A 23,967-nucleotide genomic window follows, 5' to 3' on the forward strand; every position below is an offset into this window, starting at 1 on the left:
GCCGCGGAGCACCACCCCCGTCCGACCAGGCTCGGGACCGGTTCGGGGTAGGTTGGTCCAATGCGCAGCCCCAGCAACTACACCGACGACCTCCGCCTCGCCCACATCCTGGCCGACGCCGTGGACCGCCTGACCATGCGCCGGTTCAAGGCCCAGGACCTCGCGGTGGAGACCAAGCCCGACCTCACGCCCGTCACCGACGCCGACCGCGAGGCCGAGCAGCTCATCCGCGCCCAGCTGGGGCGCACGCGCAACCGGGACGCCGTGATCGGCGAGGAGTACGGCGCCACCGGCAGCGGTGCCCGGCAGTGGGTCGTGGACCCCATCGACGGCACCAAGAACTTCGTGCGCGGCGTGCCGGTGTGGGCCACCCTGATCGCCCTCGTCGACGAGGGCCGGCCGGTGGTCGGCGTGGTGTCCGCACCGGCGCTCGGCCGCCGCTGGTGGGCGGCGTCCGGCACCGGCGCATTCACCGGCAAGTCCCTCGCCAACGCCCAGCGCATCCACGTCTCCCAGGTCGGACGGCTGTCCGACGCCTCCCTGTCCTACTCCTCGCTCACCGGGTGGCGGGACCGCGGCGTGCGCGACCGTTTTCTGGAGCTCACCGACGAGGTCTGGCGGACCCGGGCCTACGGCGACTTCTGGTCCTACTGCCTCCTGGCCGAGGGCGCCGTGGACATCGCCTGCGAGCCCGAGCTCAGCCTGCACGACATGGCCGCGCTCGTGCCCGTGGTCGAGGAGGCCGGCGGCCGGTTCACGTCCCTCGAGGGCGAGCCCGGCCCCTTCGGCGGCAATGCACTGGCCACCAACGGGCTGCTCCACGACGAGGTGCTGGGGATGCTGGCCACCGGCTCCTGAAGCACCCCGTCCCGGCCGTCCGGTCCGGACCGTCCGGCCCGGACCCTCCGGACGACGGAGGGGCCCGCACCGGTCGGTGCGGGCCCCTCCGTGCGCCGTGTCCGCCCGGGCGGGGCGGGATCACCGGACGATCACTGGTCCATGGTGCTGACGCCCCACTCCTGCTCGATGCAGCGCTGGAAGCCGGCCTCGTCGTTGGCCTGGAGGTACTGGGCGCACTCGCCGTTGAGGATCGAGTCGATCACCGCCCCGTAGACCACCATGAAGAAGATGCTCGCCAGGACGGCCAGGACGCTGAGCACGATGCCGATGATCGGCAGGGCCTTGGACGCGCCCGGCGTCCTGCCCAGCTTGCGCAGCGCCACGATGCCCAGCACCAGGCCGACGAGACCCGGGATGATGCCGAGCACGAACCAGCACGTCAGCAGCGCCACGATGCCCAGCACCAGGGCGGCGATGCCCAGGCCCGTGCCCGCGGGCTTGGCACCCGCACCGTACTGGCCCATGTCGTACTGCCCCTGCTGCCCCTGGTAGCCCTGACCGCCGTACTGGCCCTGGTTGTAGGGGCCCTGACCGTACTGGCCCATGTCGTACTGCCCCTGCTGCCCCTGGTAGCCCTGACCGCCGTACTGGCCCTGGTCGTAGGGGCCCTGCCCGTACTGGCCCTGATCGTACTGCCCCTGGTTGTACTGACCCTGGCCGTACTGCCCCTGGTTGTACTGACCCTGGCCGTACTGGCCCTGGTCGGCGGAGTCCTGACCGTACTGGCCCTGGTGGTACTGGCTCTGGTAGCCCTGCTGCCCCTGGCCGTACTGCGGCGCGGAGTACTGGTCACCGGGGGCTCCCTGGCCGTAGCGCGGCGGCTCGTAGGAGGGACCGGAGGGCGCTCCTTCGACGCGCTGGCCGTACTCGGGCACGTCCTGGCGGCCGGAGCTCGACGACCCGCCGGCACCGGTGCCGCTCTGGTCTGGCGTGTTGTCGTTCTGGCTCATGGCGTTGCCCTTTCGGTCGTCGGCGGTACGGCACCAGCTTGTCACACGGTCCGCCGGGAGTTCCCATCTGCTCCACCGGGGCACGGCCCCGGTGGAGCGGGCACGCCGGTCGTCGGGGGCGAGGGACCGGGCACGAAAAAACCGGGGAGCGCCTCGCGGCGCTCCCCGGTCAGGGATCTCGTGGAGATGGGGGGAATTGAACCCCCGTCCGATGCAGCATTGTCAGGGCTTCTCCGGGTGCAGTCTGCTTGACGTTTTCTCAGTCCCGGCCCTCGCGCAGACACGTGGCCGACGGACTCAGTCGCGAGTTGATGTTCCCCAGACGTCCGCGACACCCGTCTGGAGCAGTGGCCTTCTAGCTGATGCCAGGCCCCGGGTCGAAGGCGAACCCGGGCTGACAGCCACTGGTGAGTCTAGTTACGCGGCGAGCGCGAACGTGGACTGCGTGGCGTTGCTCTTGGAATTGGCAACTATTGTTTTACAGAGAGCGTTTACGAGATAACTCTGCGTCCTCGACCCGCTTCCCCTGTCTCAACTCACATCGTCGAAACCGATCATCCCCGTATTCGTTTGTCAAGCACCCCACCGTAGCGGGACAGCCCAGTCTACCGCGCGGTACGACCGGCCGCAAGGGTCGGGGCGGGCCGTTCAGCCCAGGTTCTTGTAGCGCATGGCCCGCTGGGCCTCACGGTTGTCCTGCTGCTCCCGCAGGCTCTGGCGCTTGTCGTACTCCCGCTTGCCCTTGGCCACGGCGATCTCCACCTTGGCCCTCTTCCCGTCGACGAAGTAGAGGGACAGCGGCACGATCGTGAAACCGGACTCCCGGGTCTTCTGCTGGATCTTGTCCATCTCGCTGCGGTGCAGGAGCAGCTTCCGGCGGCGGCGGGCGGAGTGGTTGGTCCACGAACCCTGCAGGTACTCGGGGATGTGGACGCCCTCGAGCCACAGCTCGCCGTCGGTGAACTGGCAGAACCCGTCCACGAGCGACGCGCGCCCCATGCGCAGGGACTTCACCTCGGTGCCCATGAGCGAGAGACCGGCCTCGTAGGTGTCGAGGATGTGGTAGTCGTGCCGGGCTTTCTTGTTGTTGGCGACCACCTGGCGGCCGGTGTCCTTCTTGGCCATGGGCCTCCTCCCTGAGGACGGTGCGGACGGGGACCTCCCGCGCACCGGGGCACACGGCAGGTCCTCCATCCTACGCCACGGCGCTCCCGCGGGACCGCCGGCCGGCGGCCGGACCCGATGACCCCGGCGTAGGAGCGTCGCCCCAGGTCACCGCCGCGGCACCCGCTAAGCTGGGCGGATGCTGGACTCAGCCCCCACCGAGCGCCCGCCCGCCGCGGACGTCCTGTACCTCGTCGGCACGAGCGGCCACCCGAACTTCGGCGACGAGTTCATCGCCGCCTCGTGGCTGCGCTTCCTCGCCCGCGCGCGGCCCGGCGCCGAGGTGTGGCTCGACTGCCCCAACCCCGGGCTGGCGTCCCACCTCTTCGACGGCCTGCACCCGCGGCTGCGGACCACCGACACCCTGTGGCGGCTCGCCGTCGAGACGGCGGGGATGGACCCGGTCGCGGCGGACGCCCACGTGGACCGGGTGGTGACGCACCTGGGGTCCCCGCGCTACGACCTCGGGCTGCTCGGCGCCCGCCGGGCCGGTTCGGTCCACTTCATCGGGGGCGGGTACCTGAACTCCATCTGGCCGCACCACGCGCGCCTGCTGCGCGCGGCCCTGCGGCTGCGCGAGGTCTCCGGTGCGCGCCTCGTCGCCACCGGCCTGGGCCTGTCCCCCGCGGCCGACGCCGAGGACCTGCGCGCCGCGCTGGGGGCCTTCGACCACGCCACGGTCCGCGACGCGCCCAGCGCCCGGCTCGCCCGCGCCGACCGCGCTCCCGACGACGCCTTCCTCGGCCTCCCGGGCCTCGCGGGTTTCAGCGGCGCCCCGACCGGGGGAGCCGCCGACGGCGACGTGTGGGTGTGCCTGCAGAGCGACATGTCCGAGCCCGGGGTCCTGGACGACGCCGTCGCCGCCGTGCGGGCCGCGCTGACGGGTCCGGCACTGGCCGGCCGCACCGTGCGCTACCTCGAGGCGATCCCGGGTGCGGATCGCGCGGCCTTCGACCGGCTCGCCGACCTCGTCCCGGAGGAGAACTTCGTGCCGTTCACCCGGGTGTGGCAGGAGGGCTTCCCGGCCCGCCCGGGCCAGACGTGGCTCACCTCCCGGTTCCACTTCCACCTGCTCGCCGCCGCGTGCGGCGCGGAGGGCACCGCGCTGGAGGTCAGCCCCGACTACTACCGCGTCAAGCACCAGTCCCTGCTGGAGGCCGGCACGGGCTGGTCCGTCACGCCGACCGGCAGCACGGAACCGGCCGCACCCGCCCGGTCGTCCTCCTTCCCGGCCACGGCCGCGCGGCTGCACCGCACGAAGCTGCGGGAGGCGGAGGAGCTGTACCCGGCGGTCGATCCCCCCGAGGACGGCCCTGCGGCACCGGAGACCCGTGCCCTGCCGGGACGGACGGTCGCGCGCTTCCTGCGCCGCTGAGCGCGGGGCCCCGGCCGGTCGTCGGACCGGCCGGGGCCCCGACGGGGATCCCGCGGGCGCTCAGGCGTCGGCCGGGGCGTGGCGCTGGTCGGCGCGCCAGCGGATCCCGGCGTCGACGAAGCCGTCGATCGCGCCGTCGAAGATCGCGGAGGGGTTGCCCTCCTCGTGGTTGGTCCGCAGGTCCTTGACCATCTGGTACGGGTTCAGGACGTAGGAGCGCATCTGGTCGCCCCAGGACGCCTTGACGTCCCCCGCCAGCTCCTTCTTCTTGGCGCTCTCCTCCTCCTGGCGCTGCAGGAGCAGCCGCGACTGGAGCACCCGCAGCGCGGCGGCGCGGTTCTGGATCTGGGACTTCTCGTTCTGCATGGACACGACGATGCCCGTGGGGATATGGGTCATCCGCACCGCGGAGTCCGTGGTGTTCACGGACTGCCCGCCGGGGCCCGAGGAGCGGAAGACGTCCACCTTGATCTCCGACTCGGGGATCTCGATCGAGTCGTCCTGCTCGATGAGCGGGATGACCTCCACGGCCGCGAACGAGGTCTGGCGCCGGCCCTGGTTGTCGAACGGGGAGATGCGCACGAGCCGGTGGGTGCCGGCCTCCACGGACAGGGTGCCGAAGGCGTAGGGCGCCTTGACCTCGAAGGTCGCGGACTTCAGGCCCGCCTCCTCCGCGTAGGAGGTGTCGAGCACGGTGGTCGGGTAGCCGTGGCGCTCGGCCCAGCGCAGGTACATGCGCATGAGCATCTCGGCGAAGTCGGCGGCGTCCACGCCGCCGGCGCCGGAGCGGATCGTCACCACGGCCTCGCGCTCGTCGTACTCGCCCGAGAGCAGCGTCTGGACCTCCAGCCGGGAGAGCGCCTTCTTGACCGCGGCGAGCTCCTCCACGGCGAGCTCCAGGGTCTCGGCGTCGTCCTCCTCGGCGGCCAGCTGCACCATGACCTCGATGTCGTCGATGCGGCCGCCCAGTTCCTCGAGCCGCTCGAGGTCGGACTGCTTGTGCGAGAGCTTGGAGGTGATCTTCTGCGCCGCGGCCTGGTCGTCCCAGAGGTCCGGGGCCGTCGCCAGCTGCGAGAGCTCGGCGATGTCCCGCTTGATGGCGTCGACGTCGCTCACGGCCTCGATGGACGCGAACGTGGAACGGAGGGCGGAGATCTCTGCCGGGAAGTCAAGGGAGGCCATGGAAGCCAAGATTATCCCATGGGGGCAAATCCCCCCGGTCCCGCCCGGTCCCGCTCTGGCAGGATGGGGGCGAGAGAGAGGAAGCACGATGCGCATCCCCCGCACGCTGGCCCTGGTCCTCGCCGGCGGGAAGGGCTCCCGCCTCGGTGCCCTGACCGAGAGGAAGGTCAAGCCCGCCCTGCCCGTGGCGGGCACCTACCGGCTCATCGACATCGCCCTGTCCAACCTCGTGCACTCCCACATCTCCGACGTGTGGGTCGTCGAGCAGTTCCTCCCGCACCGTCTCAACCAGCACCTGGCCAACGGGCGCCCCTGGGACCTCGACCGCACCCACGGCGGCCTCCAGGTCCTGCCCCCTTACGAGGGCACCGAGGGCGAGGGCTTCGCCGAGGGCAACGCGGACTCCCTCTACCGGCAGAAGGACCTGATCCGCGACTTCGCCCCGGACCTGGTCCTCGTGCTCAGCGCCGACCATCTCTACACGCTGAACTTCCTCGACGTGATCGACACCCACCTCGCGCAGGACGCCGACCTGACCGTGGTCACCACGCTCGTCGACGAGGACCCCTCCCGCTACGGCGTGGTCCAGACCGACGACGCCGGGCGCGTCACCGCATTCGACTACAAGCCCGACGAGCCCCGGGGGCGGCTGGTCGCCGGCGAGATGTTCCTCTACGACGCGGACCGGCTGCTGGAGGCCCTGGACGTCCTGCACCAGCAGGAGGGCCGGCTCGAGGACTACGGCAACGACCTGGTCCCGTGGTTCGTGGCGCACCGCACGGTGGTGGAGCACCGCCTGGACGGGTACTGGATGGACCTGGGCACCCTGCAGTCCTACTGGACCGCCCACATGCAGATGCTCGACGGCGAGGGCGTCACCCTGGACGACCCCGACTGGCCGATCCTCTCGGCCCAGCCGCAGCGGGTGCCCGCCCGGATCGCCGGCAGCGCCGACCTGCGCGGTTCCATGGTCGCGGCGGGCGCGATCGTGCGCGGCGCCGTGGAGCACTCGGTGCTCGGGCCCGGCGTCGTCGTCGAGGAGGGCGCCACGGTGCGCGGCTCGGTGCTCCTGGACCGCGTCCGGGTGGGGGCCGGGGTGACCCTCGAGAACGTCGTGGCCGACGTAGGCGCCGACATCTCCGGGGGCAGCCGCCGCGGCTCCGCGAAGGGCGTGACGCTCATCGACGAGGACGGGATGGTCCGCGCCACGGAGGAGTTCGACCGCGCGGCGGCCCTGCCCGGCGGTTTCTGAGCCCGTCGGCCCCGGGAAGGCCCTGCGCGGGGAGGGTCCTGCGCGGGTCGGACCGCTAGTGGGCCTGGCGGTAGGGCTGCGGCTCGGGCAGGCCGGCGCGCGCACGCACCCGCCGGCCCAGCCGCTCGATCGAGGTGAGCGCCGCGGCGACGTCCTCCGCCCGCACGGTAAAGGGCATGCTGTGGATGGTCTCGCCCTCCACGGTGGCCGCCCGTGCCACCGCCCAGATCTCCTCGGTGTCCTCCGGGCGCAGCCCGATCTCCGTGAGGGTGGTCGGCAGCCCGACGCGGGTGGTGAACTCGATGAAGTCCGCGATCTCCGAGCTCGGGGCGCCCTCCAGCACGAGCTGGGTGATCGAGCCGATGTTGACCTTCTGCCCGTGGGCCAGGCCGTGGGTCTGCGGCGCCGCGGTCAGCCCGTTGTGGACGGCGTGGGCCGCCGCCAGTCCTCCCGACTCGAAACCGAGGCCGGACAGCAGCGTGTTGGCCTCGATGACCTTCTCCAGCGCCGGGGTCACGACGTGGTCGCGGGCGGCGTCCATCGCGACGAGGGCGTTCTCCCAGAGCACGTCCCAGCTCAGCCGGGCCAGGGCGGTGCCCGTGAGGGTGGCCGTCCCCCCGGCCATCGTCAACGACCCCGAGGCGGCGGTGGCCCGGGCCTCCAGCCAGGTGGCCAGGGCGTCGCCGACGCCCGCCGCCAGGAAGGTCGCCGGCGCGTCGGCCACCAGCTGCGAGTCGACGAGGACGAGATCGGGGTTGCGGGGGAAGAAGCGGTACTCCTCGAAGACGCCCTCGTCGGTGTAGACGACCGCCAGCGCCGAGGTCGGCGCGTCGGTGGAGGCGACGGTGGGGACGCTGACCCACCGGATCCCGGCGAGGAACCCCGAGGCCTTGACTGCGTCGATGTTGCTGCCGCCGCCCACGGCCACGGCCACGTCGGCCCCCGTGTCGCGGATGACCGCGGTGAGCCGGTCGATCTCCCCGGCCGAGGGGATGCCGTGGAACGTCTCGCGCGTGGTCGCCATGCCGGCCCGCGTCAGGGACGCCTCCACGTCGTGGCCCACGAACCCCCAGACGACGTCGTCGGCCACGACGAGGGGTGTCCGCCCGATGGCGGCGAGATATTCTCCCAGGCGTGCGATGGCGCCCGGTCCCTGGACGTAGCGTCCTGGGCTGATGACGGAGCGGACGGGAGCGTCCATGGCCTTCTCCTTCGACGACGGGGCCGGCAGGTCGTTCGCCGTGCCGTTCGGGATCCTCTCCCGGGTGCTCGCCAGCGTAGGAACTCCACGGTGGTGGGCACCAGGGGTGTTCTCGCCGGCTGAGAAGCCGGGGAGCGTCCCGGTCACGGCCCGCCGTCCCCGGAGCGCCGTCCCCCGCCCGGCCCGGGCGGGGTCCCGGTCCTCATCTCCTGGTCATCACCCGGTAGTGCTGCTCGATCCGCTCCGCGGGCAGCTCCTTGGTGTAGACCGCCACCTTGCCGACGGCCCCGTCGAAGAACGACCTCAGGTCCCGGGTGCCCACGCGGAACGGCGCGCTGCCGCGCCGGGGCACGACGACCCTGCCGTCGTGCTTCAGGTCGTCCTGGTCCATGCGCTTCCCGTTCCGGTAGATCTTCGTGTAGCCGTGCGGATAGTCCCCGCCCTTGTCGTTGGCATTGATGACGAGCACGTAGTGGATCCACTCCCCCTTGCGCACGGGCACCTGGAAGTAGGACCCCGGCCCCTCTCCCCCCGAGAGGTTGAACGCGTACCCGGAGATGCGGTTGGGCCGGTTCTCGGAGTTGCTCTTCGAGTACATCCGCGCCACGTACTCGTGGTTCCTCGGTGCGCCCTTGCCCATCCAGTGCACGTACCCCGAGCCCTCCTGGGACCGGAGGTCCAGCGCGTCGGGGCGCATCCACGCCTCGACGGTGAGCACGCCGCGCGTGCCGGCGCTGACGGCGGCGGCGTCGGGCACCTGGAGGTACTGACCGGTGCCGTCGAAGTCCGCGGCCGGGTCGCCGTTGGGCAGGGTCGCCCGCTTCGGCTTGCCGTGGTAGCTGCCGTGGAGCCTGCCCACGAGGTCCTTCTCCGTGCTCGCACCGGGGCTGCGCATGGCCCAGTACGCGGCGGGTCCGTCCTTCCGGACGGTGTCGTCGTAGGAGAGCGGGCGGGCCGCGGTCCGCAGGACGTCCCCGGGATCGTCCCGGGCGGCCGACGACGGAAGCCCTGCGATGCCCAGCGCCAGCGCGAACAGCAGCGTCAGCACGCCCTGCACCGGCGCGCTCCACCGCCCCCGCGCGCGAACAGTACTCATGTCGAGACCTCGATGTGGTGTCGGACGGGACCGCGCGCACCGGGTGCTTCCGTGGTGCGCGTTCCGCTCACTGCGGTGCCGGCCGTGCGGCCGCACCGGACGTCGTCGCGGCACCTCCTCCCCACCAGGACCGATGCGATCACGAGAGCCGGTCCGGAGGAACATCCCTCGGCACCAGCGTGCGCCCCCGCTCCCGGCCGGTCAATGAGATCGCGCCGAACAGCACCCGAATGGTGACCATTCCCGTCGCCTCGCGCGGGGCCGGTCCTGCCGCGCCGACCCCCCCGAGCGCTCACGCGCGGGTGGACGGCGCCGGGTGGGTGACGTCATCGCCCCAACCGGGCGCGGGCCTCGCTCGTGGCGGTGATCGGGATGCCGTCGGGCACCAGGAGGTTGACCACCGGCGGGTGCACGACGGCGGACAGGGTCACCTCCGCGGTCCGCCCGTCCGGGCTCCCGGTGGGTGCGGCCAGCGCCAGGCCCGGTGTCCCTGCCCAGGCGCTGACCGTGTCGAGGTAGGCGGCCGCGGCCCCCGCCACGGCGTCGTCGTCCAGCACGGTGCGGGGTGGTGCTCCGGGCGCTCCCGGGCGCAGCTCCACGAACGTGTCGGCCGCGGCGAGCGCGGCGTTGTCGGCCAGCACCTGCAGCTTCCGCTCCCCCAGGTAGACCGCGGTGACCCCCATGACCACGACCGTCAGCAGGAGCAGCACGACCGCGAAGCCGATGACCAGGATCGTGACCTGCCCGTCGTCCCGGTCCTCGCCCCGGTCGTGGTCCCGGTCGTGGTCCCGGCCGTGGTCCCGGCTCCCGGCCCGGCGCGGGTCCGGTCCGGCGGCCCGCCCGCTCATCCGTAGCGGCCGATCACGACCGTGGCCGAGGAGGTCAGCACGGCGACGTCCAGGTCGGTGAACCCGGGCACCAGCGGCAGCGGGACCTCCAGGGTGGCGTGCACCGTGGCCACCGCCCCGGGCGCCGCGCAGGCCCCGTCGGAGCACTCGAGCCGGATCCCCAGCCGGTCCGGGGCGAAGCCCTGGTCCGCGGCCGCCAGCTGCGCCGCCGCGGTGAGCCCGGCGTCCGAGAGCTCACCGGGCTCGGCCCGGGCCAGCAGCTGGGAGGCCTGCTGCGCGGCGGCCACCACCGCGAAGGCGCCGGCCTGGACCTGGGCCACCGCGAGCACGAAGTAGACCACGGGCACGAGCAGCAGCGTGCCCAGCGCGACGAACTCCACGACCGCACTGCCCTCGTCACCGTCCGCGGGCCTGCCGAGCACGTCGAACAGCCCCCCGGTGCGGCGGGCCGACCCGGTCGATCCGGTCTCCTCGGCGGCCGCAGTCGCCCCAGGTGCTCCGCTCGCTGCAGGTGCTCCACGTGCACCACGTGCACCACGTGCACCAGCTGCTCCACGTGTCCCACGTGTCTCAAGTGCTTCAGGTGCTTCAGTCGCCGAGCACGGCATGGCCGCGCACCTCCAGGGAGTCGGGCGGGCCGAACAGCGCCACCACGGGCAGCGGCGAGACCACCGTGATCTCCAGGGTCCGCAGCTCGCCCACCGTCACGGGGGTCGCGACGACGTCCTGGGCGTACCGGGGGCCCAGGGCGCCGGAGACGATCCTCCGGGTCCGTTCGACGCCGTCCTCGGGCGAGCGGTCGGCCAGGGTGCCGTACCGGGCGCCGGCCGCGGCGGCGTCGACCAGCGTGTTGCGCACGTGCAGGGCCAGGGCGAGCTGCAGCGTGGCCGCGAAGATCATCGCCACGAGACCGGCCACCATCACGTACTCGACCACCGCGCTGCCCCGGTCCGCCTCCGGGGGTCCGACACCCGGACGGGCGCGCTCCTCGTCCATCCTCAGTTCTGGCTCACGCGGGCCATCGCGTCCTGGAAGAGTCCTTCCAGGGCCGGCTGCGCCACCAGCAGCAGCCCGGCCACGAGCACCGCGGACATCAGGGTCAGCATCACCCAGCCGGGGACGTCGCCGCGGTCGGGGTCGTCGGCGGAGAGCCGCGCGCGCAGGGCGGTCAGGGTGAGGGCGAGGACGCCGAGCAGGGCGGCCAGCCGGTGGAGGTGTGTCATGGGGTGTGTCCTTTCCTGGTGGGCGGCCCGTCTCCGGCCGCCCGGATGAGAGGTCAGAAGCCGAGCTCGAGGACGGCGAGACCCGGGTACACGGCGAACACGACCGTCAGCGGCAGCACGAAGAACACCAGGGGGACCATCATGGCGATCTCCTTGCGCCCGGCGGCCTCCATCAGCTCGCGCTTGTCGTTGTCCCGCACGTCCTGGGCCTGGGCCCGCAGCACGTCCGCCAGAGGCGTGCCGCGTTCGATGGCCACGACGATGCCGTCCACGAACCGGCCGATCGGTGCCACCGGCGTGCGGGCGGAGAAGTCCTGGAGGGCGTGTACCAGTCCGGCGCCGGACCGGGTCTGCGCGAGCACGCCGCGGAACTCCGCGGTGAGCTCGCCCTCCGCGACCCGGCACACCCGCTCGAGCGAACCCACCGCGCTCTCCCCCGCGCCGACCGACAGCGCCATCAGCTCGGCCACGGCGGGGAACTCCGCCAGCATCCTGGCCTCACGGACCCGGATCCGCCGGCTCAGCAGGTGTCCGCGCATCAGGTGCCCGGCCGCCGTCGTGACCCCCACGGCCAGCAGCACCCCACCGGGACCCGTGCCCCAGCGAGCCGCAGCGGCCACGCCGAGCAGGACGCCGACCAGCAGACCCCCGGTCGCGAACAGGAGCTGCTCGGCGCGGAAGTCCGCCACCGTGGTCGCGGCGCCCGCGCGGGCCAGCCGTCGCTCCAGGCCCGCCGACGGGGCGGCGTGCCGGAACACGCGGTGGGCCAGGGCTCGCACGAGCGGCTCCAGTCCCCCCGTGGCCCGGCCCGGGGCGCGGGCGGAACGGTGCCCGGGGCGGGCGAGCAGCGCAGACTCGACCTCCACGGAGCGCAGCTGCGGGGAGATCCGGGTCGCGAAGGACGGGCCACCGGTCACCCGGGCCCCGGTCAGCAGTAGCCACAGCCCGGCGGCGAGCACCAGGCCGAGGAGCACCAGCAGGGCGGGGGAGGCACTCACCGCAGCACCCGGGCGGGCTCGGGCAGCGCCCCGATCCGCAGCATGAGGCGGTAGGCGGTCACGGACACGAGCAGCCCGCCGAGCAGCACGAGGGCGCCGGCCGGGGTGTCGTAGGCCCGGATCGCGGCGGGCTGGGTGGCCATCAGAGCCAGGACGATCCACGGTGCGGCGACCGCCAGGCGGGCGGCGTTGACCGTCCAGGACTGGCGGGCCTCCAGCTCTCCGCGGGTGCGGGCGTTCTCCCGCAGGAACTCCGACAGCGTCCCGAGGAGCCGGCCGAGGTCGGTCCCGCCGACCTCCCGCGTCACCCGCAGGGCCTCGACGATGTTGTCGGCCACGGGGTCGGCCAGCCGGTCCTTGAGCAGGGTGAGCGCGCCCTGCAGCTGGCCCGACGCCCGGTAGTCAGCGGCGAACCGGGCGAAGGCCGGACGGACCGGCTCCGGCCCGCGGTACTGCAGCTGGATCAGCGCCTCGGGCAGCGACATCCCGGCACGGATCGCCGAGCGCAGGTGGTCGACGACGTCGGGCCACACCTCCCGCAGGGCGGCCGCCCGGCTCCGGGCCCGGTGCTGGACCACCGCCACGGGGACCCACGCCCCCAGGAGCGCGGCGCACAGGCCGAGGACGGCCGCGCCGGTCACCGCGGCGACGAGCAGACCGCCCAGCGTCCCGGCCACGGCGCAGGCGGCCAGCAGCCCGGCCGGGCCGACCCGGGGCAGGTCCGCGCGCAGCAGCAGCTCGCGCAGCCGGCCGGGCCGGGGCGAGCCGACCGGGCGCGGCGCGTCGTCGGCCCAGCAGGACCACCAGAGCAGGAAGACGCCCGCGCCCAGCAGCACTCCCAGCGCCGCGCTCACCGCGCTGCTCCGACCGGTCCGTCGTCCGCCAGCAGCTCGCTCACCCGGTGCCCGGCCCGCTCGAACTTCCACGCAGCCGGCGCCTCGACAGCCACCGGCTGCAGGGATCCGCCGACGTCGGCGAAGACCGGGTACGTCTCGATCACGCCGTTCTCGACCCGGTTGCCGATCGCGAGGATCTCGCTCACCCGGCGCCGACCGTGGTGGTCGCGGTGGCAGTGCACCACGAGGTCGAAGCACGAGGCCACCGTGGGCACCACGAAAGCAGTGCTGATGTTCTCCCCGGCGAGCAGCGGCAGGGTGCAGATTTTGGTCACGGCGTCCCGGGCCGAGTTCGCGTGCAGGCTGCACATCCCCGGCAGACCGCTGTTGAGCGCGATGAGCATGTCCAGGCTCTCGGCTTCCCGCACCTCTCCGACCACGAGCCGGTCCGGGCGCATCCGCAGCGCCTCCTTCACGAGCCGGCGCAGCGGGATCTCGCCCGTGCCCTCGAGGTTGGGCTGACGGCACTGCATCCCCACGACGTCGCGCAGCGGGACCTGCAGCTCGAAGATCTCCTCGACCGTCACCACCCGCTCCCGCGGGCCGATCGAGGCGCACAGACAATTCAGAAGCGTGGTCTTGCCGGCCTGGGTGGCGCCCGAGACCAGGATGTTCAGCCCGCCGGCGACGGCCGCGTCGAGGAACCGCGCCGCCCTCGGCGGCAGCGAGCCCAGCTCCACGAGGTCGTCCAGCCGCCGCGCCCGGGCCACGAACTTCCTGATGTTCACGGCCCAGTGCCGGCGCGTCACGTCAGGGATCACCACGTGCAGCCGCGACCCGTCCGGCAGCGCCGCGTCCACGAACGGGGAGGACAGGTCCAGGCGTCGTCCCGACGACTTGAGCATGCGCTCCACGAGGTTGCGGATCTGCGCCTCGGTCAGCACCAGGCTCGTCAGCTCGGACTCCCCGCCGCGGGCGGCGTAGACCTCCGCCGGGCCGTTGATCCAGATCTCCTCGATCCGCGGGTCGTCGAGCAGCGGCTGCAGGGGGCCGAACCCGGCGACCAGGTCCAGCAGCACCCGGCGGGCGGCGTCCAGGTCCGCCAGGGCTGGCAGCACTCCGCGAGCCGAACGCTGGTCGTAGTCGCGCACCGCGGCGTCCACCAGCTCCCGGGTCCGCTCCAGCTCCAGCACGGGGTCCAGGCCCCGGCGCCGGATCAGCTCGCGCACCTCGGCCTCGACGAGTCCGAGCGCGTCCTCCGAGAGCAGTGCCGTCATCCGTCCCCCTGCGCGTTCCCCTGTGCGTTCCCCTGCGCGGGATCCGCGCCGGCGGCTCCCCTGCGGAGCGCATGCACAGGAACATAGGCCAGTCCGCCGTCGTCCCGACAACCCCCGGCCGGCCTCCTGTGGACAGCCGTCGCTGACCTGCGCTGTTGTTCCCGTCCGGGAACACACGGTCTGTCACAGGATGCGAGCGCATGAAATCTGCCCCGTGGCGGCACCGCCCCGCCCCGCCCTCGCCGGCGTGCGCGCCGTGCCGCGGGGCCGTAGTGTGACGGGCGGGCACGCCCCCCGCACCGGGCGTCCGCACCACGGCACCGCCCGTGCTGCCGACGCCGTCGCCGAACGCAAGGACCCCCGTGACCCCCATGACCACCGCGCCGGACGGCACGCACCCCGATCTCGCCGTCCGGGCCAGGGCGCTGCTCCGAGCGGCCGTCCCGTTCGCCGGGAACCTGCTCACGAGCGGGGTCGGTGCGGCCCTCGGCCGGCACCTGGAGGCTCCGTCGCCGGGTCCGAGGGCCCCCGTGCCCCGGGACTGGCCGACCGCCTTCGCCCACCGTGGCGGCGCCGAGGTCGCGCCGGAGAACACGCTCGAGGCGTTCCGGGCGGCCGCCGACCTCGGGGACGTCGTGCTGGAGCTCGACGTGCAGGCCTCCGCCGATGGCGCGGCCGTGCTGATGCACGACCTCACGGTGGACCGCACGACGGACGGGACCGGGGCCGTCGCGCTGATGTCCACCGCGCAGCTGCGGCGCCTGGACGCCGGGCACGCGTTCACCCTCGACGGCAGCACCTTCCCGTGGCGCGGGCGCGGGGTGCACGTCCCCACGCTCGCGGAGGTCTACGAGGCGTTCCCCGAGCACCGCGTGGCGATCGAGCTCAAGGGCAACCGTCCCGGCGCCGAGGAGATCGTCTGGCGGACCGTCCGGGCGGCCGGCGCCCAGGGGCGCACGCTCGTGGCGACGAACCGCACGGCCTCGATCCGGCGCTTCCGCCAGGTCTCGGGCGGGACGGTCCCCACGGCGGCCGCCGTCACGGAGTTCGCGGCCTTCCGGGTGCTGTGCCTGCTGGGCCGGCACCACCACCACGCCCTGCCGTTCCAGGGCCTGCAGCCGCCCGACACGCTCCTGGGGCTGCGCGTGCTCACGCCCGGGCTGCTGCGGGCCGCCCAGCGGGCGGGCCTGCGGGTGGACGTGTGGACGATCGACCGGGAGGACGACATGCGCCGCCTGCTGGAGTGGGGCGTGGACGGCGTCATGACCGACCGGCCGGACCTGCTCTCCCGGGTACTCCGGGAGGCCTGAGCCGCGCCGGGGGCGGTCAGCCCGCGGGGCGCTGCCCCGGGGAGGTCTTCGCGAAGGAGCGCACCGAGGACCGCTCGGCGTGGGCCGGGACCGGTGCCCACGGCCGCTCCGCCTCGGTCACGGCGATGTGCCGGGCCAGCCGGGTCACGTTGACCTCCTGCTGGCGGTTGCGCAGCGCGGAGGTGGCCTGGGTGATCATGAAGATCACCACGAAGCCGTACAGGACGAGGTCCGTGCCGCGCCCGATCCCGAAGAAGTGGGCGACGCCCGTGAGCAGGTCGGGGAAGAAGATGGACAGTGCGGCGAAGACGAAGAACGCCAGGCCCACCACGCGGCGGATCGCCTGGTGCTTGGCGTTGGCCCCGCCGCGGATCAGGGCGAGCGCGCCGTAGCCCACGGCCAGGACCAGCAGGATCTGGACGGCGTAGATCATCGGACGGCTCTTCCCTTCGACGGTGCGGACTGGATGCGGACTGGATGCGGACTCGGTGCGGACTACTTGACGAACAGCTCGGCGAGGATGTTCACGCCGTTGAGCAGCGACTGCCCCTTGGACTTCGAGTAGTCCGTGTAGATGATCTCGACCGGGTGCTCGACCCAGCGGGGCCGGATGTCGGCGAGCTGGTTGACGATCTCGGAGGCGTGCGCCATCCGGTTCTGGGTCAGCCGGATCCGGGACAGGGTGCCCCGGTCGATGGCGCGCAGCCCGTTGTGGGCGTCGGAGAGGTCCATGCCGGTGGACAGCTTCGAGAAGAACGCGGCGGTGCGCAGCACGATCCGCTTGAGCGCGGAGATCCGAGTCCTCCGGTCGAGGAAGCGGGAGCCGAGCACGACCTCGGCCTCTCCCGAGCGGATCCGCTCGACCATGTCCCACGCGTCCACCACGCGGTGCTGGCCGTCGGAGTCGAACGTGACCACGCAGTCCATCCCCGGGTCCTGCAGGGCGTACTCGAACCCGGTCTGCAGCGCCGCGCCCTGCCCCAGGTTGATGGGGTGCTGGACGACGACGGCGCCGGCCTCGGCGCAGATCCGGGCGGAGTCGTCGGAGGATCCGTCGTCGACGCAGACGACGTGCGGGAAGGTCTTCCGGAGCTCCTTCAGCACCTCTCCCACGACGGCCGCCTCGTTGTACACGGGCATGACGATCCACGAACGACTCACCCGGACATTCTCGCACAGGGGACCGGACCCGCCCGTCAGGACGGAGGCGGGGCCCGGGGCGGCCGCTATGATCGTCCCGACCCTTCCCCCCACCGTGAGGACGAGACCGTGCCCGCTGCCAGGCCGAGCCCCGCAGGACCGACGTGCTGACGGACTGGTGGCCGTACCTCCCGGCGTTCCTGGTCCTGCTGGCGTTCCTGTGGCTGCCCGGCCTGGCCCTGCTGTGGGCCTTCGGGCAGCGCGGGGGCCGGATCCTGCTGACGGCACCGGCGTTCAGCGTCGCCGTCGTCGGGCTCACCGGCGTGGTCCTGGACCTGGTGGGCGTCCCCTACGGTGTCCTGTCCCAGGTGCTCGCCGCCCTGGTGCTGGCGGCGCTCGCGTGGCTGGTGGGGCGGCTGCTCCCCCGGGGCGGGCACGTGCCCGGCCCGCCCACCGCCGGGGCGGGCCCGGGGGACCCGGAGGCGCACGACGACGGCGGGCGCCGCTGGCTGTTCCCGGCCGGCGCCGCCGCCGGTCTCGCGGTCGGCGCGGTCCTGCTGCTGCGCCGGCTGACGTCCGTGGTCGGCGCCCCGGAGGCGATGGCCCAGCGCTGGGACAACATCTTCCACCTCAACGCCATCCGCTACGTCGTGGAGACGGGCAACGGCTCGACCCTGACGCTGAACCGGATGGTCAGCCCGGACAGCGCGATCGCCCTGTACCCCGCGGCGTGGCACCAACTGGCCTCCCTCGTGGTCCCCCTGACCGGCGACAGCGTGTTCGTCGCCCACAACCTGACCCTGCTCGCGGTGGCGGGGTTCGTCTGGCCCGCCTCGTGCATCTTCCTGACCCGCTGCCTGGTCGGCCCGTCCGCGGTGGCGGCCGTCCTCGCCGGCACCGCCGCCGCCGGCTTCAGCGTCTTCCCGCTGGGCCTGATGGCGTGGGGCCCGCTCTTCCCCAACATCCTCGCCCTGGCGATCGCCCCCGTGTCCCTCGGTCTGCTCGTGCGGCTGCTCGGGCCCGCGGTGACCGCGGACCGGACGGCGCGCACCCCGGACGCGCCCGGCCGGGTGCGCCTGGCCGCCAGCCTGGTGGTCACCCTGGGCGCGCTGTTCGTCTCCCAGCCGAACGCGTTCCTGGCCCTGCTCGTCGTCGCGGTGCCCCTGGCGGCCACGGCGTGGTGGACCGGTCTGCGGGCTGCCGCCGGCGCCCGGCGCCGCGGTGCCGTCCTCGCGCTCGTGGCGCTCGCCGCCGTCGGGGTCGCCGCGTGGCTGCTGCTGTGGAACGTGCTGACCACGTCGTTCGTGTGGGAGCCGTCCACCACCCTGGCGCGGGCCGTCGGCGAGGCCCTGCTCTTCGGCGCCAACGGCCGGGAGGACGTCCCCTGGGTCCTCGTGCTGCTCACCGGGGCGGGGATCTACGCCGCCGTCTCCCGGCGTCGACTGCGCTGGCTGGTGCTCGCCCACCTCGTGCTCGTCTACCTCTACGCCGTGGCCGCCGCGGGCGAGGAGAGCCCGGCCCGGCAGTGGCTGGTGGGCGGGTGGTACACCGACTCGTACCGCCTCGCGGCCACGCTCCCGCTGACGGCCGTGCCGCTCATCGCCCTCGGTGCCGCCCACGTGGTGGGCGGCCTGGCCGCCGGCCTCGAGTCCCTGGCCACGTTCGCCGGCCGGCCCCGGGCCGGGCGCGCCGCCCTCCCCGTCGCGGCGGTCGTGGTGCTGGCGCTCGCGGTGCCGTACTCCCAGGTCGAGTCCCTCACCCAGGCGACCCGGTGGGGCAAGCAGTACTACGCGTGGGAGGGCCCCGAGAGCATCGTCAACCGGGACGAGTACGAGCTGCTGCAGGAGCTCGACGAGCTCACCGAGCCGGGGGACGTCATCGCCGTCAATCCCTGGAACGGCGGCTCCCTCGCCTACGCGGTCGCGGACCGGGCCGTGACGCAGTACCACGTCGAGTCGCCCGCCGTCGAGCTGCGGGAGCTGGACCCGGAGCTGTACGCGATCGCGACCGGGATCGACGACGCCGCCCCGGGCAGCCCGGCCTGCGCGGCCGCCGAGGAGCTGGACGTGCAGTGGGTCCTGGACTTCGGCACACAGTTCATCATCCCCGAGGCCCGCCAGGCCCGGGACTACTCGGGGATCAACGCCGTCGACCCGCAGGTCGCCCCCGGTCTCGCGCTGGTCGAGCGCGAGGGCGGGGCGGCGCTCTACGAGGTCGTCGGCTGCGACGGCCCCTGATCCCGCGAGGGTCGCTCGTCCGGCGACGGACGACGGGCCTGCGACGCACGACGGGCCGCCCGGCTCCCGGAGGAGCGGGGCGGCCCGTCGTCCGGCACGGGTGGGGAGGCGTCAGCCGGCGTTCTCCGCGGCGCGGAACTGCTCGATCACCTCGTCGATGGGCCCGTCGCTGCGGACCCTGCCGTGCTCGATCCACACCCCGCGGTCGCAGACCTTGCGGACCACGTCGAAGTCGTGGCTGACGACCAGCAGCGTCTTGCCCTCCTCCGAGAGCTCCTTGACCCGGCCCAGGCTCTTGCGCTGGAAGGGCTCGTCGCCCACGGAGAGGATCTCGTCGATGATGAAGATGTCCGGGTCGGTGAACACGGCCACGGCGAACGCCAGGCGCAGGTACATGCCGGACGAGTAGAACTTCACCTCGGTGTCGATGAACTGCTCGATCTCGGAGAACGCCACGATCTGGTCGAACTTCCGGTCGATGTCCTCCTTGGTCATGCCGAGGATGGCGCCGTTGAGGTAGACGTTGTCGCGGCCGGTGAGGTCGGGGTGGAAGCCCGCGCCGACCTCGATCAGCCCGGCCACGCGCCCGTTGACCTCCAGCGAGCCCCCGTCGGGGCTCATCACACCGGAGACCAGCTTGAGGAACGTGGACTTCCCGGAGCCGTTGAGCCCCACGAGCGCCACGCTCTCGCCCGGCCGGATGCTGAGACTGAGGTCCTCCAGGGCGCGGAAGCGGTTGGAGATGTCCTGGCGCCGTCCCCGCGCGAGCCACATCACCGTCTCCTTGAGGGAGCGGGCGTGGCGCAGGGAGAACTCCTTGGCCAGGTGCCGGGCGACCACGGCGGGCTCGGCCGGCGGTGCGGTGCGGTCGGTGCTCATCGTCACAGCTCCTGCGCGAATCGGCCCTCGAGGCGCCGGAACATCAGGTCGCCCAGGACCATGATGACCGTGACCACGAGCAGCGCCACCGGCGTCCAGAGGGAGAACAGGTGGGGCGGCACCTCGTGGGCGCCGGGGGTGGTGGTCGGCAGCCAGAACGCGGCGTGCGAGAGCTCCACGGCCACGGTCAGCGGGTTGAGCATGAACCCGGCGAACCACACCGGGCCCAGCACGTCGCGGACCATCGTCCACGCGTAGAGCACCGGGGCGGACCACGTGCTGACCATGACGATCAGGTCCACGAAGTTCTCGGCGTCGCGGAAGAACACGTTCGCCGCGCCGAAGAGCATGCCCAGCCCGGCCCCCAGCAGACCCACGATCAGCAGCGCCGCGGGCACGGCCAGCAGGGAGATCCACGTGGGCGACCAGCCCACGATCAGGGCGGCGAGGAGCATGACCACCAGCTGCGGCATCAGGTGCACGGCGGCGACCCACACGGACGCCACGGGGAACATCTGCCGGGGCAGGTAGATCTTCTTGATGAGGCTCGCGTTGGCCACGATCGAGCGCGCCGCGTTGCCGAAGGACTCCGAGAAGAAGTTGATCAGGATGATCCCGGAGAACAGGTACACGGCATAGTTCTCCATCCCCCGCTCCAAGCCCAGGAAGATGCCCAGGGCCACGTAGAAGACCACGAACTGGATCCCCGGCTTGACGTAGGACCACAGCAGCCCGAGGACCGTGCCCCGGTAGCGGATCTGCAGCTCCTTGTCGACCAGCAGCTTCAGCAGGTAGCGCTGGCGGAACACCGCCGGCAGCCCCGTCCCGGGGGACGGCCTCCGGACGACCGTGGCCGCCGGCATCAGGCGCCGATCTCCGAGTGCTCGCGGAAGGTCGCCTCCCAGGCCTCCATGGAGGTGACCTCCTGCAGGGCGGCGCGGTAGCGGCGGGAGAGCTCCGGCCAGCGCAGGGCCAGCTGGGCGTGCAGCCGCAGGGACTCCGCCATCAGGGCACGGGCCTCGCGGGGCGAGCGCTTGTACCACGTGTAGCCGGTGCCGTCGGAGGCGGAGACGAGGGCGCTGTCGTAGCGGGCGAGCCGCCACCAGCGAGCGTCCTGGTAGGGCAGGTGCACCTGGGGGTGCTGCTCGGCCTGCTCCTGCGGGCGCACGGCGAGGTGGCGCACCACGGCGGTCGTGGCGGAGGTGAGGACCTTCAGCCCGTGCGGGGCGGAGAGCCGCCGCGTGCGCAGCGGTTTGGCCGAGGCGACCGTCGGGTACGCGTCCAGGTCCGCCTGGTAGACGGCGTCGGAGTGCTGGGTCATCATCCGGCGCACGTCGCGGATGCGCTGGGGCAGCAGCTCGTGCAGGGCCTCGGGCCCGGCCAGGACGTCCCGCAGGGCCAGGACCCGGGCCTCCTCCGCGAAGTACTGCATGGACAGCAGGTGCCGCAGGTCCTTGATCCCGTTGCGCCCGAGCACCTCGCCGCCGCGGTCGAACGGGGAGTGCAGCAGCGCGGCCACGAGCTGGTTGCGCTTGTGGAAGTACGCCTGCCAGCTGATGGTGTCGTCCTTGTCCGCCCAGGCCAGGTGCCACACGGCCACGCCGGGCAGGGAGACGGTCCGGTAGCCGGCCGCCTTGGCGCGGATGCCGTACTCGACGTCGTCCCACTTGATGAAGACGGGCAGGGCCAGGCCGATCTCGCGGACGACCTGGGTGGGGATCAGGCACATCCACCACGCGTTGTAGTCCACCTCGATCCGCCGGTGCATCCAGGCCGTGCCGCGCAGGTTGCTGTGCCGGAAGTCGTGGCCGATCTCCACGCCCTCCCCCGCGGGGCCGTACTGGAAGCTGTAGGGGTCCATGGCCTCGCCGAAGTTGTGGATCTTCGTCGGGTTGAGCAGGTCGATCATGTGCCCGCCGACCAGCGTGGGGCGCTTGCAGAAGTCGGCGAACACGCTGATCCGGCGCACGGCCTCCGGCTCGATCTCGACGTCGTCGTCCATGAGCAGCACGTAGGTGCTGTCGGCGCGGACGGCCTCGTACATGCCGCGGGCGAAGCCGCCGGCCCCGCCCAGGTTGCCCTGGTCGATGACCCGCAGGCGGTCGCCGAAGCGTGCCTGGACCTCGGCGAAGCCCGGCTCGTCGACGACCTTCTGGTTGCCCTGGTCCACGATCACGACCTGCGCGACCTGGGGCAGGTTCTCCCGCTGCTCGTCGAGGAGGCGGGCGTTGGTGAGGCAGTAGGAGGGCTTGTTCATGGTCGTGATCTGGAGGGTCACGGAGCCCTCGGTGGTGCCCGTGCCGTCGCCCAGCCACTGGGCGCCCAGCACCTCGAGCTCCTGGTCCCCCGCGGTGGCGTCGAACCAGTACCACCCGCCGTCGGCGAAGGCCGTCAGGGGCAGCACGACCTCGGTCAGCCGGTCGGCGCCGGAGACCTCGTGCACCGACACGGGCACGGACTCGCCGCGCGCGTTGGAGCTGTGCACGTTCACCGTGCCGCGCCCCGTGGTCCGCACCCGCAGCACGACCTCCCGCAGGTGGGTGTTGTGCCGCCAGTAGCTGGCCGGGAACGCGTTGAAGTACGTGGCGAAGGACACGGTGCTGCGGGCCGGCACGCGCACGGACGTGCGCCCGAGGATCGCCACGCCGCTGGTGGCCGCGGCGTCCGAGGCCACGTTGACCACGATCTGGGGCCGCTGCTCCTTCGTGTCCTCCTGCTGGACGGCCGTGCCCGTGTCCGCCCGGGAGTCCAGGTAGAGCGGCTGGGTGGGGAAGCGGTCCTTCGCCGGGAAGACCAGCTCCTGCAGCACCCGGTAGGAGGTGCCCTCGGTGCCGGTCCGGTCGGTGTCCTGGGTCGTCGCGGTCACGCGTCCACTCCCCCGCTCTCGATGGTGGCCCCGCCGGTGAAGTGGGGCTTGAGCTTGTTGTCGACCATGGACAGCGCGGCCCCGATGGCCATGTGCATGTCCAGGTACTTGTACGTGCCGAGTCGGCCGCCGAAGAGGACGTTGTCCTCGCCGCGGGCGAGATCGCGGTACTTCAGCAGCTTCTCGCGGTCCACCGCGGTGTTGACCGGGTAGTACGGCTCGTCGCCCTTCTCCGCGAACCGGGAGAACTCGCGCATGATGACCGTGGCGTCCGTGGTGTAGTCGCGCTGCGGGTAGAAGTGGCGGAACTCCAGGATCCGGGTGAAGGACACGTCGGGGTCCGGGTAGTTGATCACCGGGGCGCCCTGGAAGTCCTCGATCGGCAGGACCTCCTGCTCCAGGTCGATGGTCCGCCACGAGAGGTCGCCCTCGGAGTAGTCGAAGTAGCGGTCCACGGGGCCGGTGTAGACGACCGGGACCTGCCCGGACACTGCGGAGCGGGAGTAGTCGTGGCCCTCGTCGAAGAAGTCGGTGTCCAGCCGGACGTCGATCTTCGGGTGGTCCGCCATGCGCTCGAGCCACGCGGTGTAGCCGTCCACCGGCAGGCCCTCGTACTTGTCGTTGAAGTACCGGTTGTCGTAGGTGTAGCGGACGGGGAGCCGGTTGATGATCGAGGCGGGCAGGTCCTTGGGGTCCGTCTGCCACTGCTTGCCCGTGTAGTGCTTGATGAACGCCTCGTAGAGCGGCCGGCCGATGAGCTGGATGCCCTTGTCGTTGAGGTTCTGCGGGTCGGTCCCGGCGAGCTCCCCGGCCTGCTCCTGGATCAGCGCCCGGGCCTCGGCCGGCGAGTACGCCGCGCGGAAGAACTGGTTGATCGTGCCGAGGTTGATCGGCATCGGGAAGACCTCGTCGTGGTGCCGCGTGTACACGCGGTGCACGTAGTCCGTGAAGTCGGTGAAGCGGTTGACGTAGTCCCAGACCCGCTCGTTGGAGGTGTGGAACAGGTGGGCGCCGTAGCGGTGCACCTCGATCCCGGTCTGCGGCTCGTTCTCCGTGTAGGCGTTGCCCCCGATGTGGGGGCGCCGGTCGATGATGGCCACGTCGAGGCCCAGCTCGTTGGCGGCCCTCTCGGCCACGGTCAGGCCGAACAGGCCGGAGCCTACGACGACGAGATCTGCGTTCACGGGCAAACTCCTGAGGTTGGTGTCCTGGTGGGCCCGGCCGGCGTCCGGC

At 72.6% G+C, this 23,967-nt stretch carries 23 protein-coding genes and 1 other RNA gene; 5 read left to right on the plus strand and 19 right to left on the minus strand.

Features of this window, described 5'->3' with window-relative positions:
- The first annotated feature begins 60 nt into the window (after window positions 1-60).
- A complete protein-coding gene (gene hisN, locus Q0817_RS02690) occupies window positions 61-858 on the plus strand; it encodes a histidinol-phosphatase (RefSeq protein ID WP_298583612.1) in 798 nt (265 codons plus the stop codon).
- Window positions 859-989: 131 nt separating this feature from the next.
- Here hisN and Q0817_RS02695 read toward each other — a convergent pair whose 3' ends face one another.
- The 3 genes from Q0817_RS02695 to smpB form a co-directional block, all read right to left on the minus strand.
- Window positions 990-1,850 carry a DUF4190 domain-containing protein gene (locus Q0817_RS02695; RefSeq protein WP_298583614.1) on the minus strand — a complete coding sequence of 287 codons (861 nt, stop codon included), beginning with the start codon at window positions 1,848-1,850 and terminating at the stop codon, window positions 990-992.
- A gap of 178 nt (window positions 1,851-2,028) precedes the next feature.
- Window positions 2,029-2,412: a transfer-messenger RNA gene (ssrA, locus tag Q0817_RS02700) on the minus strand.
- An 86-nt stretch (window positions 2,413-2,498) separates the two neighbouring features.
- Window positions 2,499-2,975, minus strand: a complete 477-nt coding sequence (gene smpB / locus Q0817_RS02705) for an SsrA-binding protein SmpB (RefSeq protein ID WP_298583616.1) — start codon at window positions 2,973-2,975, stop codon at window positions 2,499-2,501.
- A 178-nt stretch (window positions 2,976-3,153) separates the two neighbouring features.
- Here smpB and Q0817_RS02710 point away from each other — a divergent pair, with 178 nt between their 5' ends.
- The gene (locus tag Q0817_RS02710; protein ID WP_298583618.1) at window positions 3,154-4,389 is read left to right on the plus strand and encodes a polysaccharide pyruvyl transferase family protein; all 1,236 of its coding nucleotides are present in this window, start codon (window positions 3,154-3,156) and stop codon (window positions 4,387-4,389) included.
- Window positions 4,390-4,449: 60 nt separating this feature from the next.
- Here Q0817_RS02710 and prfB read toward each other — a convergent pair whose 3' ends face one another.
- Window positions 4,450-5,571 (minus strand): peptide chain release factor 2, encoded by a 1,122-nt coding sequence (gene prfB / locus Q0817_RS02715; protein ID WP_298583620.1) that lies wholly within the window; start codon window positions 5,569-5,571, stop codon window positions 4,450-4,452.
- Between the two features lie 88 nt (window positions 5,572-5,659).
- On the opposite strand from prfB, the gene Q0817_RS02720 reads away from it, so the two are divergent.
- Complete coding sequence (locus Q0817_RS02720; protein WP_298583622.1) at window positions 5,660-6,823, plus strand: glucose-1-phosphate adenylyltransferase family protein; 1,164 nt, start codon at window positions 5,660-5,662, stop codon at window positions 6,821-6,823.
- 55 nt (window positions 6,824-6,878) lie between these two features.
- On the opposite strand, the gene Q0817_RS02725 is transcribed toward Q0817_RS02720, so the two are convergent.
- The 9 genes from Q0817_RS02725 to Q0817_RS02765 all read right to left on the minus strand — a co-directional run bounded on the left by Q0817_RS02725 (window position 6,879) and on the right by Q0817_RS02765 (window position 14,302).
- On the minus strand, window positions 6,879-8,024 hold the full coding sequence (locus tag Q0817_RS02725; protein WP_298583623.1) for a glycerol dehydrogenase: 1,146 nt from the start codon (window positions 8,022-8,024) through the stop codon (window positions 6,879-6,881).
- 202 nt (window positions 8,025-8,226) lie between these two features.
- On the minus strand, window positions 8,227-9,120 hold the full coding sequence (locus Q0817_RS02730) for a LamG-like jellyroll fold domain-containing protein (protein WP_298583625.1): 894 nt from the start codon (window positions 9,118-9,120) through the stop codon (window positions 8,227-8,229).
- 326 nt (window positions 9,121-9,446) lie between these two features.
- Window positions 9,447-9,968, minus strand: coding sequence for a pilus assembly protein TadG-related protein (locus tag Q0817_RS02735; protein ID WP_298583626.1), 522 nt, complete (start codon window positions 9,966-9,968; stop codon window positions 9,447-9,449).
- Window positions 9,965-10,390 (minus strand): hypothetical protein, encoded by a 426-nt coding sequence (locus Q0817_RS02740; protein ID WP_298583628.1) that lies wholly within the window; start codon window positions 10,388-10,390, stop codon window positions 9,965-9,967. The genes Q0817_RS02735 and Q0817_RS02740 overlap by 4 nt, the downstream gene beginning before the upstream one ends.
- Window positions 10,391-10,556: 166 nt before the next feature.
- On the minus strand, window positions 10,557-10,964 hold the full coding sequence (locus tag Q0817_RS02745) for a TadE family protein (RefSeq protein ID WP_298583630.1): 408 nt from the start codon (window positions 10,962-10,964) through the stop codon (window positions 10,557-10,559).
- A gap of 2 nt (window positions 10,965-10,966) precedes the next feature.
- Window positions 10,967-11,191: a hypothetical protein gene (locus Q0817_RS02750; RefSeq protein WP_298583632.1), complete on the minus strand. Its 225-nt coding sequence runs from the start codon at window positions 11,189-11,191 to the stop codon at window positions 10,967-10,969.
- A gap of 53 nt (window positions 11,192-11,244) precedes the next feature.
- Window positions 11,245-12,189 carry a type II secretion system F family protein gene (locus tag Q0817_RS02755; protein ID WP_298583634.1) on the minus strand — a complete coding sequence of 315 codons (945 nt, stop codon included), beginning with the start codon at window positions 12,187-12,189 and terminating at the stop codon, window positions 11,245-11,247.
- Window positions 12,186-13,043: a type II secretion system F family protein gene (locus Q0817_RS02760; RefSeq protein WP_298583636.1), complete on the minus strand. Its 858-nt coding sequence runs from the start codon at window positions 13,041-13,043 to the stop codon at window positions 12,186-12,188. The genes Q0817_RS02755 and Q0817_RS02760 overlap by 4 nt, the downstream gene beginning before the upstream one ends.
- On the minus strand, window positions 13,040-14,302 hold the full coding sequence (locus Q0817_RS02765; protein ID WP_298583638.1) for a CpaF family protein: 1,263 nt from the start codon (window positions 14,300-14,302) through the stop codon (window positions 13,040-13,042). Before Q0817_RS02765 ends, Q0817_RS02760 begins: the two co-directional genes overlap by 4 nt.
- A 371-nt stretch (window positions 14,303-14,673) precedes the next feature.
- On the opposite strand from Q0817_RS02765, the gene Q0817_RS02770 reads away from it, so the two are divergent.
- The gene (locus tag Q0817_RS02770) at window positions 14,674-15,612 is read left to right on the plus strand and encodes a glycerophosphodiester phosphodiesterase (RefSeq protein WP_298584481.1); all 939 of its coding nucleotides are present in this window, start codon (window positions 14,674-14,676) and stop codon (window positions 15,610-15,612) included.
- A gap of 16 nt (window positions 15,613-15,628) precedes the next feature.
- Here the strand turns inward: Q0817_RS02770 and Q0817_RS02775 are convergent, their stop codons facing one another.
- Both Q0817_RS02775 and Q0817_RS02780 read right to left on the minus strand, forming a co-directional pair.
- Window positions 15,629-16,045: a DUF2304 domain-containing protein gene (locus tag Q0817_RS02775; RefSeq protein WP_298583640.1), complete on the minus strand. Its 417-nt coding sequence runs from the start codon at window positions 16,043-16,045 to the stop codon at window positions 15,629-15,631.
- Window positions 16,046-16,107: 62 nt separating this feature from the next.
- Entirely contained in the window at window positions 16,108-16,773 is a 666-nt protein-coding gene (locus Q0817_RS02780) for a glycosyltransferase family 2 protein (protein ID WP_298583642.1), read from the minus strand.
- Window positions 16,774-16,916: 143 nt separating this feature from the next.
- On the opposite strand from Q0817_RS02780, the gene Q0817_RS02785 reads away from it, so the two are divergent.
- On the plus strand, window positions 16,917-18,989 hold the full coding sequence (locus tag Q0817_RS02785; protein WP_298583644.1) for a DUF6541 family protein: 2,073 nt from the start codon (window positions 16,917-16,919) through the stop codon (window positions 18,987-18,989).
- 111 nt (window positions 18,990-19,100) lie between these two features.
- Here the strand turns inward: Q0817_RS02785 and Q0817_RS02790 are convergent, their stop codons facing one another.
- The 4 genes from Q0817_RS02790 to glf are packed head-to-tail and all read right to left on the minus strand — an operon-like array spanning window position 19,101 to window position 23,918.
- The gene (locus Q0817_RS02790) at window positions 19,101-19,868 is read right to left on the minus strand and encodes an ABC transporter ATP-binding protein (protein WP_298583646.1); all 768 of its coding nucleotides are present in this window, start codon (window positions 19,866-19,868) and stop codon (window positions 19,101-19,103) included.
- A gap of 2 nt (window positions 19,869-19,870) precedes the next feature.
- On the minus strand, window positions 19,871-20,731 hold the full coding sequence (locus Q0817_RS02795) for an ABC transporter permease (protein WP_298583652.1): 861 nt from the start codon (window positions 20,729-20,731) through the stop codon (window positions 19,871-19,873).
- Window positions 20,731-22,734 carry a glycosyltransferase gene (locus Q0817_RS02800; RefSeq protein ID WP_298583657.1) on the minus strand — a complete coding sequence of 668 codons (2,004 nt, stop codon included), beginning with the start codon at window positions 22,732-22,734 and terminating at the stop codon, window positions 20,731-20,733. Before Q0817_RS02800 ends, Q0817_RS02795 begins: the two co-directional genes overlap by 1 nt.
- Window positions 22,731-23,918 (minus strand): UDP-galactopyranose mutase, encoded by a 1,188-nt coding sequence (glf, locus tag Q0817_RS02805; RefSeq protein WP_298583658.1) that lies wholly within the window; start codon window positions 23,916-23,918, stop codon window positions 22,731-22,733. Before glf ends, Q0817_RS02800 begins: the two co-directional genes overlap by 4 nt.
- Between the last annotated feature and the right edge of the window lie 49 nt (window positions 23,919-23,967).

This window comes from uncultured Kocuria sp. (genome assembly GCF_947500125.1).
Classification (GTDB): domain Bacteria; phylum Actinomycetota; class Actinomycetes; order Actinomycetales; family Micrococcaceae; genus Kocuria.

Coding starts and splice junctions, on each gene's coding strand:
- Q0817_RS02745 (WP_298583630.1), bottom strand. CDS start 10,964: ATGGACGAGGAGCGCGCCCGTCCGGGTGTCGGACCCCCGGAGGCGGAC.
- smpB (WP_298583616.1), bottom strand. CDS start 2,975: ATGGCCAAGAAGGACACCGGCCGCCAGGTGGTCGCCAACAACAAGAAA.
- Q0817_RS02730 (WP_298583625.1), bottom strand. CDS start 9,120: ATGAGTACTGTTCGCGCGCGGGGGCGGTGGAGCGCGCCGGTGCAGGGC.
- Q0817_RS02725 (WP_298583623.1), bottom strand. CDS start 8,024: ATGGACGCTCCCGTCCGCTCCGTCATCAGCCCAGGACGCTACGTCCAG.
- Q0817_RS02775 (WP_298583640.1), bottom strand. CDS start 16,045: ATGATCTACGCCGTCCAGATCCTGCTGGTCCTGGCCGTGGGCTACGGC.
- hisN (WP_298583612.1), top strand. CDS start 61: ATGCGCAGCCCCAGCAACTACACCGACGACCTCCGCCTCGCCCACATC.
- prfB (WP_298583620.1), bottom strand. CDS start 5,571: ATGGCCTCCCTTGACTTCCCGGCAGAGATCTCCGCCCTCCGTTCCACG.
- Q0817_RS02795 (WP_298583652.1), bottom strand. CDS start 20,731: ATGCCGGCGGCCACGGTCGTCCGGAGGCCGTCCCCCGGGACGGGGCTG.
- Q0817_RS02750 (WP_298583632.1), bottom strand. CDS start 11,191: ATGACACACCTCCACCGGCTGGCCGCCCTGCTCGGCGTCCTCGCCCTC.
- Q0817_RS02790 (WP_298583646.1), bottom strand. CDS start 19,868: ATGAGCACCGACCGCACCGCACCGCCGGCCGAGCCCGCCGTGGTCGCC.
- Q0817_RS02695 (WP_298583614.1), bottom strand. CDS start 1,850: ATGAGCCAGAACGACAACACGCCAGACCAGAGCGGCACCGGTGCCGGC.
- Q0817_RS02770 (WP_298584481.1), top strand. CDS start 14,674: ATGACCACCGCGCCGGACGGCACGCACCCCGATCTCGCCGTCCGGGCC.
- Q0817_RS02710 (WP_298583618.1), top strand. CDS start 3,154: ATGCTGGACTCAGCCCCCACCGAGCGCCCGCCCGCCGCGGACGTCCTG.
- Q0817_RS02720 (WP_298583622.1), top strand. CDS start 5,660: ATGCGCATCCCCCGCACGCTGGCCCTGGTCCTCGCCGGCGGGAAGGGC.
- Q0817_RS02735 (WP_298583626.1), bottom strand. CDS start 9,968: ATGAGCGGGCGGGCCGCCGGACCGGACCCGCGCCGGGCCGGGAGCCGG.
- Q0817_RS02765 (WP_298583638.1), bottom strand. CDS start 14,302: ATGACGGCACTGCTCTCGGAGGACGCGCTCGGACTCGTCGAGGCCGAG.